At 72.0% G+C, this 15887-nt stretch carries 13 protein-coding genes and 1 pseudogene; 9 read left to right on the forward strand and 5 right to left on the reverse strand.

Features of this window, described 5'->3' with window-relative positions; genetic code table 11:
• The first annotated feature begins 5 nt into the window (after positions 1 to 5).
• Together ACRAKI_RS10735 and ACRAKI_RS10740 are read left to right on the forward strand one after the other, a co-directional pair.
• Complete coding sequence (locus ACRAKI_RS10735) at positions 6 to 1937, forward strand: ATP-binding protein (RefSeq protein ID WP_447006906.1); 1932 nt, start codon at positions 6 to 8, stop codon at positions 1935 to 1937.
• A gap of 2 nt (positions 1938 to 1939) precedes the next feature.
• Positions 1940 to 3097, forward strand: coding sequence for an acyl-CoA dehydrogenase family protein (locus tag ACRAKI_RS10740; protein WP_447008384.1), 1158 nt, complete (start codon positions 1940 to 1942; stop codon positions 3095 to 3097).
• A 1-nt stretch (position 3098) separates the two neighbouring features.
• Here the strand turns inward: ACRAKI_RS10740 and ACRAKI_RS10745 are convergent, their stop codons facing one another.
• Positions 3099 to 3908: a hypothetical protein gene (locus tag ACRAKI_RS10745; RefSeq protein WP_447006907.1), complete on the reverse strand. Its 810-nt coding sequence runs from the start codon at positions 3906 to 3908 to the stop codon at positions 3099 to 3101.
• A 922-nt stretch (positions 3909 to 4830) separates the two neighbouring features.
• Between ACRAKI_RS10745 and ACRAKI_RS10750 the strand changes: the two genes are divergently transcribed.
• Both ACRAKI_RS10750 and ACRAKI_RS10755 read left to right on the forward strand, forming a co-directional pair.
• Positions 4831 to 6012, forward strand: a complete 1182-nt coding sequence (locus ACRAKI_RS10750) for a S8 family peptidase (RefSeq protein ID WP_447006908.1) — start codon at positions 4831 to 4833, stop codon at positions 6010 to 6012.
• 66 nt (positions 6013 to 6078) lie between these two features.
• Entirely contained in the window at positions 6079 to 7218 is a 1140-nt protein-coding gene (locus tag ACRAKI_RS10755) for a S8 family peptidase (protein ID WP_447006909.1), read from the forward strand.
• 137 nt (positions 7219 to 7355) lie between these two features.
• Here ACRAKI_RS10755 and ACRAKI_RS10760 read toward each other — a convergent pair whose 3' ends face one another.
• On the reverse strand, positions 7356 to 8231 hold the full coding sequence (locus ACRAKI_RS10760) for a LysR family transcriptional regulator (RefSeq protein WP_447006910.1): 876 nt from the start codon (positions 8229 to 8231) through the stop codon (positions 7356 to 7358).
• Positions 8232 to 8301: 70 nt separating this feature from the next.
• Here ACRAKI_RS10760 and ACRAKI_RS10765 point away from each other — a divergent pair, with 70 nt between their 5' ends.
• A complete protein-coding gene (locus ACRAKI_RS10765) occupies positions 8302 to 9072 on the forward strand; it encodes an SDR family NAD(P)-dependent oxidoreductase (protein ID WP_447006911.1) in 771 nt (256 codons plus the stop codon).
• Between the two features lie 2 nt (positions 9073 to 9074).
• Here ACRAKI_RS10765 and ACRAKI_RS10770 read toward each other — a convergent pair whose 3' ends face one another.
• Entirely contained in the window at positions 9075 to 9539 is a 465-nt protein-coding gene (locus ACRAKI_RS10770; protein ID WP_447006912.1) for a GNAT family N-acetyltransferase, read from the reverse strand.
• 231 nt (positions 9540 to 9770) lie between these two features.
• Between ACRAKI_RS10770 and ACRAKI_RS10775 the strand changes: the two genes are divergently transcribed.
• Entirely contained in the window at positions 9771 to 10958 is a 1188-nt protein-coding gene (locus ACRAKI_RS10775) for a S8 family peptidase (protein WP_447006913.1), read from the forward strand.
• 52 nt (positions 10959 to 11010) lie between these two features.
• On the opposite strand, the gene ACRAKI_RS10780 is transcribed toward ACRAKI_RS10775, so the two are convergent.
• Together ACRAKI_RS10780 and ACRAKI_RS10785 are read right to left on the reverse strand one after the other, a co-directional pair.
• Complete coding sequence (locus ACRAKI_RS10780) at positions 11011 to 11148, reverse strand: hypothetical protein (protein ID WP_447008628.1); 138 nt, start codon at positions 11146 to 11148, stop codon at positions 11011 to 11013.
• 157 nt (positions 11149 to 11305) lie between these two features.
• Positions 11306 to 11857, reverse strand: a pseudogene (locus tag ACRAKI_RS10785) (peptidylprolyl isomerase); the annotation flags it as partial.
• On the opposite strand from ACRAKI_RS10785, the gene aspS reads away from it, so the two are divergent.
• The 3 genes from aspS (at position 11799) to ACRAKI_RS10800 (ending at position 15860) form a co-directional block, all read left to right on the forward strand.
• Entirely contained in the window at positions 11799 to 13604 is a 1806-nt protein-coding gene (gene aspS, locus ACRAKI_RS10790; protein WP_447006914.1) for an aspartate--tRNA ligase, read from the forward strand. The pseudogene ACRAKI_RS10785 and the gene aspS overlap by 59 nt on opposite strands.
• 3 nt (positions 13605 to 13607) lie before the next feature.
• Positions 13608 to 14549 (forward strand): DUF389 domain-containing protein, encoded by a 942-nt coding sequence (locus ACRAKI_RS10795; protein ID WP_447006915.1) that lies wholly within the window; start codon positions 13608 to 13610, stop codon positions 14547 to 14549.
• A gap of 111 nt (positions 14550 to 14660) precedes the next feature.
• A complete protein-coding gene (locus ACRAKI_RS10800; RefSeq protein ID WP_447006916.1) occupies positions 14661 to 15860 on the forward strand; it encodes a hypothetical protein in 1200 nt (399 codons plus the stop codon).
• Positions 15861 to 15887 lie beyond the last annotated feature (27 nt).

The following is a 15887-nucleotide window of genomic DNA, read 5'->3' on the forward strand; positions in this document are numbered from 1 at the left end:
ACGCGATGATCCGCAAGCTGTTGATCGCCAACCGGGGCGAGATCGCCCGCCGGGTCATCCGGACCTGCCGCGAGGTCGGTGTCTCGCCGGTGGCCGTGTTCTCCGACCCGGACGCCGACGCGCCGCACGTCCGGGAGGCCGACGCGGCGGTGCGCCTGCCCGGAGCCACACCGGGTGACACCTACCTGCGCGGTGACGCCCTGGTCGCCGCCGCGCTGGCCGCCGGAGCGGACGCCGTGCACCCCGGCTACGGCTTCCTGTCCGAGAACGCGTCGTTCGCGCGCGCCGTGCTGGCCGCCGGGCTGACGTGGGTCGGTCCCGACCCGGAGGTCATCGACGCTATGGGGTCCAAGGTGGCGGCCAAGAAGCGGATGGCCGCCGCCGGGGTGCCGGTGCTGCCGGAACTCGACCCGGAGTCGGCGAGCGAGTTCCCGTTGCTGGTCAAGGCATCCGCCGGGGGTGGCGGCCGGGGTATGCGGGTGGTGCGCTCGCAGGCCGGGTTGGCCGAGCAGGTCGCCGCCGCGCGCCGCGAGGCCGAGTCGGCGTTCGGCGACGGCACGGTGTTCTGCGAACCGCTGCTGGAGCACGCCCGGCACGTCGAGGTGCAGGTCCTGGCCGACGCGCACGGCACGGTGTGGGCGTTGGGCGAGCGGGAGTGCTCCATCCAGCGCCGCCACCAGAAGATCATCGAGGAGACGCCGAGCCCGGCCGTGACGCCACAGGCCCGCGAGCGCCTGTTCGGCGCGGCGACCAAGGCTGTCGAGGCCATCGGGTACGTCGGCGCCGGCACGGTGGAGTTCCTGTTCACCGACGAGGGCTCGTTCCACTTCCTGGAGGTCAACACCCGGCTCCAGGTCGAGCACCCGGTCACCGAGGAGGTGTTCGGCGTCGACCTGGTGGCCTGGCAGCTCGCCATCGCCGAGGGCGCGAGCCTCCCGGCCGCACCGCCCACCCCCGACGGCCACGCCGTCGAAGCCCGCCTGTACGCGGAGGACCCGGCGCACGACTGGCGTCCGGCGAGCGGCACGGTGCACCGGTTCGCCGTGCCGGACGGCGTGCGCGTGGACAGCGGCGTGGAGGACGGCAGCGAGGTGGGCGTGCACTACGACCCCATGCTGGCGAAGGTGATCGCGTGGGCGCCGACCAGGCACGCGGCGATCCGCAAGCTGGCCGCCGCGTTGGAGCGCACCGAGGTCCACGGCCTGGTCACCAACCGCGACCTGCTGGTCCGCACGCTGCGGCACCCGGAGTTCGGCGCGGGCAACACCCACACCGGCTTCCTGGACCAGCACGACCTCACCACACCGGAACCGGTCGACGTGCGACCCGCAGCGCTGGCCGCCGCGCTCGCGTTGGCCGAACGGCGGCGCACCTCGGCCCTGCCGCCGGGCTGGCGGAACCTCCCGTCCCAGCGGCAGAAGACCGTGTTCGAGCACGGCGGCGACACGGTCGAGGTCGACTACCGGCACACCCGCACGGGCGTGGAGACGAGCCTGGACCTCACGGTCGTGGCGGCGTCACCGGACGCGGTGACGTTCGAGCGGGACGGGGTGCGCACGAGGTTCCCGGTCGCGGTGTACGGGGACCGGGTGGAAGTGGGGCCGGTGGTGGCCGGGCCGGTGGGGTCGGGAACGGCGGGGTCGGGCACGGCGGGGTCGGGCACGGTGTCGCTGCGGCTGCGCCCCCGGTTCCCCGAGCCGGAGGCCGGGGTCGCCGAGGGTGCGAGCGTTGCGCCGATGCCCGGCACGGTCGTCCGGGTCGCGGTCGAACCGGGGCAGCGGGTCGAGGCCGGCGCGGAACTGCTGGTGCTGGAAGCGATGAAGATGGAGCACCGGGTGCCGGCGGCCACCGGCGGCACCGTCACCGAAGTGCTCGTCCAGGTGGGGCAGCAGGTGGACGCGGGCGACGTGCTCGCACTAGTGGAGGCGGGATCATGACGATCAACTTCACCGAGGGCGAGGAGCGGCGCGCCCTGCGCGAGGCCGTCTCCGACATGGCCCGCAAGTACGGCCACGAGTACTTCACGGCCAAGGCGCGGGCGGGCGAGAAGACCGACGAGCTGTGGGCCGAGGCGGGCAAGCTCGGCTACCTCGGCGTGGCCGTGCCGGAGGAGTACGGAGGCGGTGGCGGCGGCATCGGCGACCTGGCCGCCGTGTGCGAGGAGCTGTCCGCGGCCGGCTGCCCGCTGCTGATGATGGTCGTCTCGCCCGCCATCTGCGCCACCGTCATCTCCCGGTTCGGCACCGCCGAGCAGAAGCAGCGGTGGCTGCCCGGGTTCGCCGACGGCACCACCAAGATGGCGTTCGCCATCACCGAGCCGGACGCTGGCTCCAACTCGCACAAGCTCGCCACCGCCATCCACCGCGACGGCAACGAGTGGGTCCTCAACGGCGGCAAGTACTACATCTCCGGCGTGGACGAGGCCGAGGCCGTGCTCGTGGTGGCACGGCACGTCGACGCCACCGGGCAACGGCTGCTGCCGTCGCTGATGATCGTGCCCACGAACGCCTCCGGCTTCACCTACCAGCACATCCCGATGGAGGTGCTGTCGCCCGAGAAGCAGTTCACCTGCTTCTTCGACGACGTGCGGCTGCCGCTGGACGCGTTGGTGGGCACCGAGGACGCCGGTCTGGCCCAGCTGTTCGCCGGCCTGAACCCGGAACGGATCATGGCCGCGTCGCTCGCCACCGGCATGGCCCGCCGCGCACTCGACCAGGCGAGCGAGTACGCCCGCACCAGAGCCGTCTGGGACACGCCGATCGGCGCGCACCAGGGCATCGCGCACCCGTTGGCGCAGTGCGCGATCCAGGTCGAGCTGGCGAGGCTGATGACCCAGAAGGCCGCGGCTCTCTACGACGCTGGGGAGGACCGGGCTGCTGGGGAGGCGGCCAACATGGCCAAGTACGCGGCGGGGGAGGCGGTGGCGGGAGCGGTGGACCAGGCCATCCAGGTCCACGGTGGCAACGGGCTGTCGTCCGAGTACGGACTGGGCGCCCTGCTGGCCGCGTCCCGGTTGTCCCGAATCGCCCCGGTCAGCCGGGAAATGATCCTGAACTTCGTGGCGCAGCACACGCTGAAGTTGCCGCGCTCGTATTAGATCAGGTCCATTCCCAGCGCAGGCCGACGATGCCGGGACCGAAGTCGAGCGCGACCGCGTAGGCGTAGCCCCACGTGTCCACCGGGGTCTCGCGCACGTCGGTGGGTGCTCCACCGGTCAAACCGGTCGTGAATTGTTCACAACGTGCGGGTCGGCACCGTGAATCGTACCGAACCTCCAGGACGTACTCGCGAACAGGGTGTCGGAAGCGCCGCGAGTGGGTGTTGTCGAAGGTGGGGTGGTGGGGTGCCACGTGGATCAGCTCGTACTCGATGGCGGTCCGCTCTCCCCGTCGCAGCGGTCGGTCGAGGAGCAGTTCGGCGACCATCAGGCCGTTGCGCGGGTCGGCGGACACCCGTCCCAGTCTGCACGACCTCAGCGTGCCGATGACCGGCAGCGGGTCGCCGGGCAGCCGGGTGTCGTAGCCGAGCAGGACCCGGTCGACGCCCGCCCGTTCGGCCCGCAGCACCTGGCGCGACCGCACCCTGCGGGTGCTGCCGTCCATCGCCAGTTCCACCTGATCTCGCAGGCTGAGGCGGGTGAGGTCCTCGTCGGTGCTGGTGTCGACCTCGGCCAGCAGTTCCGCGATGGTCGCGTAGTCGTCCTCGCCGACCCAGCCCTCGGGGCCGGAGGTGCGCGGTCGCGGACGGGCCTTGCCGCGCGGCCGGGGCGGTCCGAGCAGCGTGCTCAGCCCACCCGGTCCGACGTCCAGGATCTCCTCCAGGTGGCCGACGGCGGTGAGCGAGTCCGGTCGTTCCGGACGCCGCCTGCCCGACTGCCAGTAGCTCAGCGCGGCGATGCTGACCGCCACACCCCGTGCCCTCAGCTTGTGCTGGATGCGTTCCAGGCTGAGTCCTTTCGCTCGGATCGCCGCACGCAATGCGTCTGCGAAGGGGTCTGCCTCCGCGTCGATCCGTCGGGGATCGCGTACCCGCGATTCCGGTCCGACGACTGGCGTTGTCATCTTCGCTCCCGTTCTCCGTGGACAAGCCGAGCGACGTTATCGTGCGAAATCACCGGCGCGGTACAGCCGATCGGGTTTCCCGCAGTGAATTTGACCGAATCGGCCGTTAATCTCATCGGCTGTGGAACGCTTGAATTCTCATTAACAGGGTCGGTGTCAAGAACCCGCAGCGCGCGATCGTCGCACCCCACTGGGGCATCTGGTCCCTCCTGCGTACGCGAAGCAGCCCAAAGCCTGGGGATGCGGGGTGACCCGGGACACATCCCACGTGATCACGGGCTCTGCTCCTGAGACGAACGGCGGCCTCCGGCAGTTCCCCCGGGTGAACGCGAGTCGCTATGCGCAAGCTCACATTGACTGCCGTCACCGAGTTCGGGGCCACGGTATTTTCGCTGGTGAAGGGCTTGTGCGGGCGGTGTGGGCGGTGATCTCGTCAGTGGGTGACGAGGCGTCGTGCGCAACAGTTGCGAGGTAACGCGGAAGGTCTTCTCCGCACTATGCGGGTATGCGTTCGACGTTCGTTTCGACCGCACTGTCGAAAGGAATTTCTCCACAGCGTTGAATAGCTTCTCAATCACGTTGTGGGACCGGTCCGCCAAGCGTATGGCGGCCGGACCGCCGGTGGCGTCCACCGGGTGGCCGCACGTCCGCCCTCCCACCCCTGGGACTGGGCCAAGTGGAGGACCACCACCGGACCGGAGTTCGGCACACTGGCAGGTCCCGACGCGCGATCCGCGCCAGGTTCCCTTCCCCTGCAAAGGAAAGCCGCATGCGCAAGCTCTTACCCGGCCTCACCCCGGCCGCCCTGACCGCCACCCTGCTGACAGCGACCCTGCTGCCCGTCACCCTCACCACTCCGGCTCACGCCGAGGGCGTGGTGCTGCACGCCGGTTCGGCGACTGCCGTGCCCGGTGGTTACATCGTCAAGCTCAAGGACTCCGTGGTGGCCGGGTCGGTGGAGGCCGGTCGTGTCGAAGCCAGGTTCGGGGGACGGGTGACGCGGAGTTTCGCCTCGTTCGGCGGCTTCGCGGCGACCTTGACCGGGGAGCAGGCCCGCCGGCTCGCCGCCGACCCGGCGGTCGAGTACGTCGAGCAGGACCAGGTCGTGCACGCCAACGGCATCGGTGCGTTGGCGACCCAGACCGGCGCGCCGTGGGGCCTGGACCGGATCGACCAGCGCGGCCTGCCGCTGAGCACCACCTACAGCTACACGTCCGTCGGCACCGGCATCACCGCGTACGTCATCGACACCGGCATCCGGGTCACCCACCACGAGTTCGGCGGCCGTGCCGTCCACGGCTACGACGCCGTCGACAACGACTTCGTCTCGCAGGACGACAACGGGCACGGCACGCACGTCGCGGGCCTCATCGCCGGCCGCACGTACGGCGTGGCGAAGAACGCGCGGGTGGCGGGCGTGCGGGTCCTCAACGGCGCCGGCAGCGGCACCACCTCCGGTGTCATCGCGGGCGTGGACTGGGTGACGCGGAACGCCGCCCGTCCCGCCGTGGCGAACTTCAGCCTGGGCGGCGCGGCCTCGGTCGCGCTGGACGACGCGGTGCGCCGCATGATCGCCTCGGGCATCACCGCGTCCGTCACGGCGGGCAGCAGCGGCAGCGTCGCGACCACCTCGCCCGCCAGGGTCACCCAGGCCATCACGTCCGGTGGCACCAACCAGTCCGACGCCAGGGCGCCGTTCTCCAACCACGGCACCGGCGTGGACCTGTACGCGCTGGCCGCCAACATCGTCTCCGCGTGGCACACCGGCGACACCGCGGTCGTCACGCTCAGCGGCACGTCCATGGCGACGGCGTTCGTCACCGGTGTCGCCGCCCGGTACCTCCAGTCCACGCCGTCCGCCACCCCTGCCGAAGTGCACGCCGAGATCGTGCGCGAGGCGACGCCGCTGTCGTGGGGCGGACGGCTGCTGCACTGGTCTCCCGCGAGGTAGCCGCGCCGGCGCGCCCCGGCGCACGACCCGCGTCGGGGTCCCTTCCCCTGCAAAGGAACCCTGCTCATGCGCAAGTTGTTGTCCGCCCTGGGAGTCGCGGCCCTCGCCGCCGCCACCCTCACCACTCCGGCTCACGCCGAGGGCGTGGTGCTGCACGCCGGTTCGGCGACTGCCGTGCCCGGTGGTTACATCGTCAAGCTCAAGGACTCCGTGGTGGCCGGGTCGGTGGAGGCCGGTCGTGTCGAAGCCAGGTTCGGGGGACGGGTGACGCGGAGTTTCGCCTCGTTCGGCGGCTTCGCGGCGACCTTGACCGGGGAGCAGGCCCGCCGGCTCGCCGCCGACCCGGCGGTCGAGTACGTCGAGCAGGACCAGGTCGTGCACGCCCACACCACCCAGCTCGACCCGCCGTTCGGCCTGGACCGGATCGACCAGCGCGCGCTGCCGGTGGACGGAAAGTACAGCTACACCACGACCGGGGCGCGCACCAGGGCGTACGTGATCGACACGGGTGTCCGGTCCACGCACACCGAGATCGCGGGCCGGTCCTGCGCCGGCTACGACGTCGTCGACAACGACACCGTCCCCGAGGACGCCAACGGCCACGGCACGGCCGTCGCGTCGCTCATCGCGGGCCGCACCCACGGCGTCGCCAAGGAAGCCCTGGTGTGCGGTGTCCGGGTGCTCAACGCCTCCGGCAGCGGCACCACCGCCGGTGTCATCGCGGGGATCGACTGGGTGGCGCGCAACCACGTCAAGCCCGCGTCGGCGAACCTCAGCCTCGGCGGCGGCCCGTCGACCGCGATGGACGACGCGGTGCGGCGGCTCATCGCCGCCGGCGTGACCGCGTCCGTGACGGCGGGCGGCAGCAATGCCAACGCGGTGAACCACTCGCCGGCCCGGGTGGCGGAGGCGATCACCTCCGGCTCGTCCACCAGGACGGACACCCGCGCCACGTTCTCCAACTACGGCGCGGTGGTCGACGTCTACGCGTTCGGCGTCGGCATCACGGTGGCGTGGCACACCGGCGACACGGCCATCACCACGCTCAGCGGCACGTCGCTGTCCACCGCCTACGTCACCGGCGTGACGCTGAGGTACCTCCAGGCCAACCCCGCGGCGACGCCCGCGCAGGTGCACTCGGCGGTCGTCGGCCAGTCCACGCCGCTGTCGTGGGGCCGACTGCTCCACTGGCCGCCGGCCCGGTGAGCGTGCTGGGCTCCGACCAGGTGAGCGTGCCGTACTCCGACCAGGTGAGCCGCGTCGGCCGACCGCGACGGTCACCGTGACGGCGTGGTGATCTCGTGCTCGGTGGCGGCCACGTCGCCACCGAGCACGAGGGCCGGTCATGGTCGGGCAGCCACCGTCCCGACGGCCCGGCCACCCGCCGCGACCTCCGTGCTCGCCCGGACGAACGCGGCCACCGCCCGTGATCGCGTCCGCTCCGGCCACGCCAACAGGATCGAACTCCTGGGCGCGTCGAGCAGCGGCACGCACACCACGTCCGACCGCGCGTGGCGCCGCACCGATTCCGGGAGCACGGCGACCACCTGGCCCAAGGCGACCAGCTGCATCAACTGCGCGCCGTCGCGCACCTCCGGTCCGCTCGCCCCTACCGGGCTCGTGCCGGGGTAGTGGGGGAACGGTTCGCCGTCGAGGTCCGCCAGCACCAGTGCGGCGCGGTCGGCCAGTCGGTGGTCGCGGGGGAGCACCGCCACCTGGTCCTGGGTCAGCAGCAGTTCGGTGTCGAACCCGTCGAGGTCGTCGTGCGGGGCGTGCAGGAACGCGAGGTCGGCGCGCCCGTCGCGCAGCGTCCGCGCCTGCTCGCCGATCCCGCACACCACCACCTCGACCTCGATGGCGTCCGGGTCCCGCCGGTACACCGGCACGATCCGCTCGAACAGGCCCGCGTCCCCCTCGGGCTTCATCACCACCGTCAACCGCGGCACGTCCCGTCCCGCCCGCTGCGCCCGCCGCACGGCCGCAGCGACCGCGTCGAGCGCCTTGTGGCACTCCGCGAGGAAGACGGCACCCGCGGGCGTCAGGCTCACCGCGCGGCTCGTGCGCTCCAGCAGCACCACGCCGATCCGCCGTTCGAGCCGCTGGACGGCGCGGGACAGCGGCGGCTGCGCCATGCCGAGCCGCCGGGCGGCCCGGCCGAAGTGCAGCTCCTCGGCGACGGCCACGAAATACCGGAGCTCGCGCGTCTCCAGTGCGTCCATACCCGCAGGGTATCGGTCGTGGCGGCATCGGTCTTGGCCCGCGCGGGCTCGACCGTGGTGCCCTGGAGCCATGAACGACACCACGATCACCCTGGTCACCGGGGCCAACAAGGGCATCGGCCGCGAGGTCGCCGCCCAGCTCGCCGCGCTGGGGCACACCGTCGTGATCGGCGCGCGCAGCGCCGAACTCGGCGAGGAGGCCGCCGCGGACCTGCGCGCCACCGGCGCCGACGTCACCTCCGTCGTGCTCGACGTGACCGACCCCGCCTCCGCCGCCGCGGCCGCCGACGTGGTCGAGGCCCGGCACGGCAGGCTCGACGCGCTGGTCAACAACGCGGGCGTGAGCCGTCCCCCGGGCGGCGACCGGACGAGCCCGGCGGCCCAGCCGGACCTGGCCGGCCAGCGCCCCCGCTCCGCCGACCTCGACGCCGTCCGCTCCATCTTCGAGACCAACTTCTTCGGCGTCATCACCGTCACCAACGCCCTGCTGCCGCTGCTCCGCCGCTCTGCCGCCCCGCGCGTCGTCAACGTCTCCAGCTCAGTCGGCTCGCTGGCCCTCATGTCCGACCCCGTGCTCGGCGCCGCCGGCCCCGTCTCCGCCGGCTACGTGCCGTCCAAGACCGCGCTGAACGCCCTGACCGTGCAGTACGCACAGGACCTGCGCCCCGACGGGATCCTCGTCAACGCCGTCTGCCCCGGCTACTGCGCCACCGACCTGAACAACCACTCGGGCCACCGCACCGCCGCCCAGGGCGCGGTGGCCGTCGTCCGGATGGCCACCATCCCCGCCGACGGGCCCACCGGCACCTTCACCGACGACGAGGGGCCGGTGCCCTGGTAGGACTAGTCGCCGGTGAGCTGAGCCGAGTGAGCCGACGGGGCGAGCTCGTGGCGCATCACGAGTTGACCCTCGTCCACTTCACCCGTGTCGGTGAATCCGAACGCCGCGTACAGGCCGCGCGCCACCGCGTTCCCCGGCACGACGCTCAGCACCAGCTCGGTGCGGCCCTCGGCGCGGGCCACGTCGGCGATCGCGGCCAGCCCCTTGCGGCCGAGCCCGCGGCCCTGGGTCCGCCGATCGATCATGAACCGGACGATGTGCAGCGCCTTCGGGCTGTCCCGTTCCAGAAGGGTGAAGCCCACCAGCTCGGTTCCGCTCACCAGCGCGAGCGGCTGCAGCTTGGGGCGGTGGATCCAGGCGTCCGCGATCGACTTGAGGTTCGTCGCGACGAACGCCCGTTGCTCTTCGTGGACCTCCAGGCCGATGACGGCCGCGTAGTTGTCCTCGGTGACGGGTTGCAAGCGCATGTCCGGACGGTAGCGCCGTCGTCACACAACCGCGCCCGCATTCTGGGAACCCGCACGTCGGGCCGATTGTTGACGCTCCCGGATAACTGGCAATTGTTCACCCTTCCGTGTGAACGCCCTGGTTGCCTACGTTGTGACGGTCAGCGAGGGATAGGTGGCCCACCGTCACCCCCGAGCCCTGCGAAGCTCCTCGGGGTGCGTTGGGGCCACCGTTCGAAGAACGGAATCCGCATGCGACAGTCACGACAGGTCCGGTTCCTGGCCGGGTTCGGGGCGGCGGCGCTCGCCGTCACCGCGACCTCCCTGTTGGCCGCCCCCGCGCAGGCCGCCGAGGGCGAGATCCGCGCCGCCGACGCCAAGCACAAGGTGCAGAACCACTTCATCGTCAAGCTCAAGGACGGCTCGGCCGCGTCCGCGGAGAGCTTGGCGGGCCAGTACGGCGGCCGGGTCGACACGGTGTTCCGCACCGCGCTCAACGGCTTCTCCGTGTCGCTGCCCGAGGCGGCGGCCAAGCGGCTCGCGGCCAACCCGGCCGTCGAGTACGTCGAGCAGGACCAGGTCTTCCACACCCAGGCGACGCAGAGCAACCCGCCGTCGTGGGGCTTGGACCGCACCGACCAGCGGAACCTGCCGCTCGACCGGGCTTACAGCTACACCTCCACCGGCTCGGGCGTGAACGTCTACGTCATCGACACCGGCGTGCGGATCAGCCACACCACGTTCGGCGGCCGGGCGCGCAACGGCTGGGACGCGGTCGACAACGACAGCGTCGCCCAGGACGGCAACGGCCACGGCACGCACGTCGCGGGCACCATCGCGGGCAGCCAGTACGGCGTCGCCAAGGGCGCGACGGTGTACGGCGTGCGCGTGCTGAACAACGCCGGCAGCGGCACCACGGCCGACGTGGTCGAGGGCATCGACTGGGTCGCCCGCAACCACGTCAAGCCGGCCGTGGCGAACATGAGCCTCGGCGGCGGCGCGTCCACCACGATCGACGCGGCCGTGCGCCGCGCGGTCTCGGCGGGCGTCACGTTCGCCGTCGCGGCGGGCAACAGCAACGCCAACGCGGGCAACTACTCGCCGGCCCGCGTGACGGAGGCGATCACTGTCGGCGCGACCACCAGCACCGACGCCCGCGCCAGCTACTCGAACTACGGCACGGTGCTCGACATCTTCGCGCCGGGCTCGTCGATCACCTCGGCGTGGCACACCGGTGACACCGCCACCAACACCATCAGCGGCACCTCGATGGCGGCCCCGCACGTCGCCGGCGCGGCTGCCCGCTACCTCCAGGGCGCCCGCACGGCGACCCCGGCCCAGGTGGCGAGCTACCTGATCGGCCAGTCGACCCCGAGCAAGGTGACCAGCCCGGGCAGCGGTTCCCCGAACCGCCTGCTCTACCTGGCGCCCACCGCCTGATCGGCAGCACGTGAGCCGGGGCCGTCCCTCCGGGGGGCGGCCCCGGTCGCGTTCAGGCCGGTTCCACCGCGAGGAACTCCAACGAGGTGGCCGGCCTGCCGCCGCCCCGGGGGATGTCGGTGCCTTCGGCGAGGCCTGCCTCGGCCACCCGGTCGATCACCTCGATGCCCCTGGTGACGCGGCCGATCACCGGGAAGTCCGCACCGATCAGCGGGCTGTCCTGGTGGACGATGAAGAACTAACTGCCGTTGGTGCCGGGAGTGCCCGCGTTGGCCATCGCGACCACGCCGCGCGTGTAGTCGCCGGTCCGGGCCTCGGGTCGTCGTAGGTGTAGCCGGTCCGCCCATGCCGGTGCCCAGAGGGTCGCCGCGCCGGATTATCCAGTCCCCCTCCACGGCGAGCCGGTGGCACGACGTGGACGGGTAGGACCGCTCCTCGATCAGGAGGCGGAAGCTGTGCACCGAGCACGGCGCGCTCTGGGCGTCCAGCTCCACGTCGACCCGGCCCCGGTTGGTGTCGACGCGGACCGCCACGGTGCCGCCGGCGGGCACCTGGCCGTCGTCGGGCGGGTTCGTCCGCCCCGTCGACCCCTCGGTGGTCGGCGGGTACTCGCAAGCGAGCGTCGGGATCGGCTCGGCGGGCGGCGCGGAAGGATCAAGGAACCCGCGAGCAGGTGTCCGACCACCACGGGATCTCAGTGCCCGCGAAGGGGCCCCAGGACGCTCCGACTGGAGCGGGGAAACCTGGTGGCGTCGGCCGCGGGGTCGTTCAGTAGCCTTGACGACCAGCCGTCGGTCCAGGTGGCCCCACGTTTGAGTCAACCCGAGGAGAGCAGTACCCGTGATGCGCACGCACGAGGCCGGGACGCTCCGCGCCGAGCACGCCGGGCAGTCCGTCACCCTGACCGGGTGGGTGGCCCGAAGGCGCGATCACGGCGGGGTGATCTTCATCGACTTCCGGGACGCCACCGGTATCGCCCAGGTCGTCTTCCGCGAGGGCGAGATGGCCGAACGCGCCCACAAGCTGCGCTCGGAGTACGTCGTCAAGGTCGTCGGCGACGTGACCCGCCGGCCCGAGGGCAGCGAGAACCCCGACCTGCCCACCGGTGACATCGAGGTCTACGCCACCGAGCTGGAAGTGCTCAACGAGTCCGCCCCGCTGCCTTTTCAGCTGGACGAGCACCTGGAGGTCGGCGAGGAGGCGCGCCTGCGCCACCGCTACCTCGACCTGCGCCGCGGCGGCCCGGCCAAGGCCATGCGGCTGCGCAGCGAGGCCAACCGGATCGCCCGCGAGGTGCTGCACGCGGAGAAGTTCGTCGAGGTCGAGACCCCGACCCTCACCCGCTCCACCCCCGAGGGCGCGCGCGACTTCCTGGTGCCCGCCCGGCTGCGCCCCGGCTCCTGGTACGCGCTGCCGCAGTCGCCCCAGCTGTTCAAGCAGCTGCTGATGGTCGGCGGCCTGGAGCGGTACTACCAGATCGCCCGCTGCTACCGGGACGAGGACTTCCGCGCCGACCGGCAGCCCGAGTTCACCCAGCTCGACATCGAGATGAGCTTCGTCGAGCAGGACGACGTGATCGCGCTCGGCGAGCAGGTGATCTCCGCCCTGTGGAAGGAGCTGGCCGACCACGAGATCGCCCGGCCGTTCCGCCGCATCTCCTACGCCGAGGCGATGGCCAAGTACGGCACCGACAAGCCGGACCTGCGCTTCGACCTCGAGCTGACCGAGCTGACCGACTACTTCAAGGACACCCCGTTCCGGGTGTTCCAGGCGGCCTACGTCGGCGCGGTCGTCATGCCCGGCGGCGCGTCGCAGCCCCGCCGCACGCTCGACGCGTGGCAGGACTGGGCCAAGCAGCGCGGCTCGCGCGGACTGGCGTACGTGCTGGTCAACGAGGACGGCACGCTCGGCGGCCCGGTCGCCAAGAACCTGTCCGACGCCGAGCGCGACGGATTGGCCAAGGCCGTCGGCGCCAACCCCGGTGACTGCGTGTTCTTCGGCGCGGGCGAGCCGGACGGCGCCCGTGCGCTGCTCGGCGCGGCTCGCGTGGAGATCGCGCACCGCGTCGGCCTGATCGACGAGGACGCCTGGTCGTTCGTGTGGGTGGTGGACTTCCCGATGTTCGAGGCGGTCGACAAGATCGGCGACGACGTCGCGGTGGGCAGCGGCAAGTGGACCGCCCTGCACCACGCGTTCACCTCGCCCACCCCGGAGTGGATCGACCGCTTCGAGGAGGACCCGGGCAACGCGCTGGCCTACGCCTACGACATCGTCTGCAACGGCAACGAGATCGGCGGCGGGTCGATCCGTATCCACCGCGCCGACGTGCAGCAGCGGGCGTTCCAGGTCATGGGCATCGGTCCCGAGGAGGCGCAGGAGAAGTTCGGCTTCCTGCTCGACGCGTTCAAGTACGGCGCGCCGCCGCACGGCGGCATCGCGTTCGGCTGGGACCGGATCGCCATGCTGCTCGGCGGGTTCGACTCGATCCGCGAGGTCATCGCGTTCCCGAAGAGCGGCGGCGGCTACGACCCGCTGACCGCCGCGCCCGCGCCGATCACCCCGCAGCAGCGCAAGGAGGCGGGTGTGGACGCCAAGCCCGCACCCGAGAAGACCGGTGGCGAGAAGGCCGAGAAGCCGGCCCAGTAGGCCGTGCTGCACCTGCGGGCCATCTGCCCGGCCGACCGCACCGACGAGGTGCTGGCCGCGCTGACCGGGCACCCCGGCGTCACGCACGTCGTGGTGCTGCGCGGCGCGGCGGTCGAGCCCGCGGGTGACGTGGTGGAAGCCGAGGTCGCCAGGGAGGCCACCGACGCGGTGGTGGCCTCCCTGTGCGACCTCGGCGTCGACCGCGACGGCGGCGTCACGCTGGGGCTGATCGACACCGCCCTCTCCGACTCGGCCGACCGGGCCGAGGAGAAAGCACCAGGTGAGGCCGCGGACGCCGTGGTGTGGGAGGAACTGCTGGCCCGCACCGGCGAGGAGTCCCGGCTCAACGCCACGTTCCTGTCGTTCCTGGTCATCGCGTGCCTGCTCGCGGCGGTCGGCGTGGTGACGAACTCGCCGATCACCATCGTCGGCGCGATGGTCGTCGGACCGGAGTTCGGCCCCCTGGCCGCGATCGCCGTCGGCCTGGTGCTGCGGCGCTGGGACCTGGTGCGGAGAGCCGCGACGGCACTGGCGATCGGGTTCCCGGCAGCCATGTCGATCACCGCCGTGGCCGCGTTCGCCGGGTCCTACACCGACCTGTTCGACCGGGGGATGGTCCTCGCCGCGCACGAGGTCGACTTCGTCTTCGCGGTGGGGCCGTTCTCGTTGATCGTGGCGCTGCTCGCCGGCGCGGCCGGGATGCTGTCGATGACGTCCGCCAAGTCCGCGGCGCTCGTCGGGGTGTTCATTTCGGTCACCACCGTGCCCGCCGCGGGCTTCGCCGCGGTGGCGGCCGTTCTCGGTGAGTGGGACATATGCCTCCAGTCCGTGGCACAGCTCGCGGTGAACCTGGTGGGCGTCGTGGCGGCGGCTGCGCTGGTACTGGCGTTGCGCCTGCGCCGTGACCAGCCCCGCGACCTGGGACGACCGCTCGCGAAGGGCTGACCGGGCGGCATTTTCCACAGAGGGTGGTATCCGCCGGAGGTGAGCACTACCGTCACGTTGCCCGGACGGGTTCTGTCAGGTCGGTGGCCACCGGGAGTAGGGTCGGAGGAGATGAGCGTGGAGATCACCGCCGGCCCGCAGGACATCGACGACGCTGCCCCTTCCGAGCTGGACGCCGCCGTGGCAGCGGCCGAATCGGTGTTGAGCGGGAGGTTCGGCGCACCGGTTCGACTGGCCGACCCCGAAGACCTGGGGGGAGCGGGCCGGTCCGTCGTCGTCCGCGTCCGGGTGGCGCACACGCCGTTCTCCCTGCCGCGCACGCTCGTGGTCAAGCGCTACCCGTCGCGGGTGGCCGACCGCGACCCGTTCGCGCACGAGGTGGTGAGCCACAAGCTGCTCACCGCGCTGCCGTCCGAGGAACGCCTCACCCCGGAGCTGGTCGCGCAGGACAACGCCAAGCGGCTCGTCGTGCTCGAAGACCTGGGCAAAGCGCCTCGGCTGGCGGAGAAGCTGCTGGGTTCCGACGCGCGTGCCGCCGAACGCGGGCTGCTGTCGTGGGCGCACGCCATGGGGCGGCTGCACGCGACGACCGCCGGGCGTGACGCGGACTTCGACGCGTTGATGCGCCGGCAGGGCAGCCAGTGCTGCGCCGATCCGATCGTGGTGGACGTGCACACGGCGTTGGCCGGGTTGCCCGCGCTGCTGTTCGAGTCGTTGGGAGTGGACACGCCCGACAGCGTGGCGGTGTTCGCCGAGCAGGCCGTGCGCGGGTTCGTCACGTCCCGCCGGCGCGCGTTCAGCCCGTCCACGTCCTGTCCGGACAACCACCTCGTGACCAGCAAGGGCGTCCGGTTCCTCGACTTCGAGGGCGGGTGCGTTCGGGACATCGTGTTCGACGCGGCGTGCCTGCGGGTGCCGTTCCCGTCGTGCTGGTGCGCCTACGGGCTGCCCGCCGGCATGTCGGAGGCGATGGTCGCGGCGTGGCGGGCCGAGGTGTCGTCGGTGTGGCCGGACCTGGACGACGACGCCGTGTTCCTGCCCCGGCTGCTGGAGTCCCAGCTGATGTGGGTGTGGCTGGCGACGTGGCGCGGGCTGCCGGGGCTGGACCTGTCGCTGCCGTCCGGGCACCGCCCGCTGGACTCGCCGCCGCGCATCATGGTGCTGACCGCGAGGTGGCTGCGGCTCAAGGCCGACGCGCTGGCGTCGGGTGTCACGGACATCGCGGTGCACGCCGACGCCGTCGTCTCGGCGCTCGTGTCGCGGTACGGGTCGTCCGCCGCACAACTCCCGCTGTACCCGGCATTCCGGTAGCGTTCCGCTGTTCGTTCTCGGCGCGTC

It is taken from the genome of Saccharothrix isguenensis, assembly GCF_052936305.1.

Bases quoted from the DNA above. Each gene is read 5' to 3' on its own strand.
- ACRAKI_RS10735 (WP_447006906.1), top strand. From the start codon at position 6: ATGATCCGCAAGCTGTTGATCGCCAACCGGGGCGAGATCGCCCGCCGG.
- ACRAKI_RS10750 (WP_447006908.1), top strand. From the start codon at position 4,831: ATGCGCAAGCTCTTACCCGGCCTCACCCCGGCCGCCCTGACCGCCACC.
- ACRAKI_RS10755 (WP_447006909.1), top strand. From the start codon at position 6,079: ATGCGCAAGTTGTTGTCCGCCCTGGGAGTCGCGGCCCTCGCCGCCGCC.
- ACRAKI_RS10760 (WP_447006910.1), bottom strand. From the start codon at position 8,231: ATGGACGCACTGGAGACGCGCGAGCTCCGGTATTTCGTGGCCGTCGCC.
- ACRAKI_RS10765 (WP_447006911.1), top strand. From the start codon at position 8,302: ATGAACGACACCACGATCACCCTGGTCACCGGGGCCAACAAGGGCATC.
- ACRAKI_RS10770 (WP_447006912.1), bottom strand. From the start codon at position 9,539: ATGCGCTTGCAACCCGTCACCGAGGACAACTACGCGGCCGTCATCGGC.
- ACRAKI_RS10775 (WP_447006913.1), top strand. From the start codon at position 9,771: ATGCGACAGTCACGACAGGTCCGGTTCCTGGCCGGGTTCGGGGCGGCG.
- ACRAKI_RS10800 (WP_447006916.1), top strand. From the start codon at position 14,661: ATGAGCGTGGAGATCACCGCCGGCCCGCAGGACATCGACGACGCTGCC.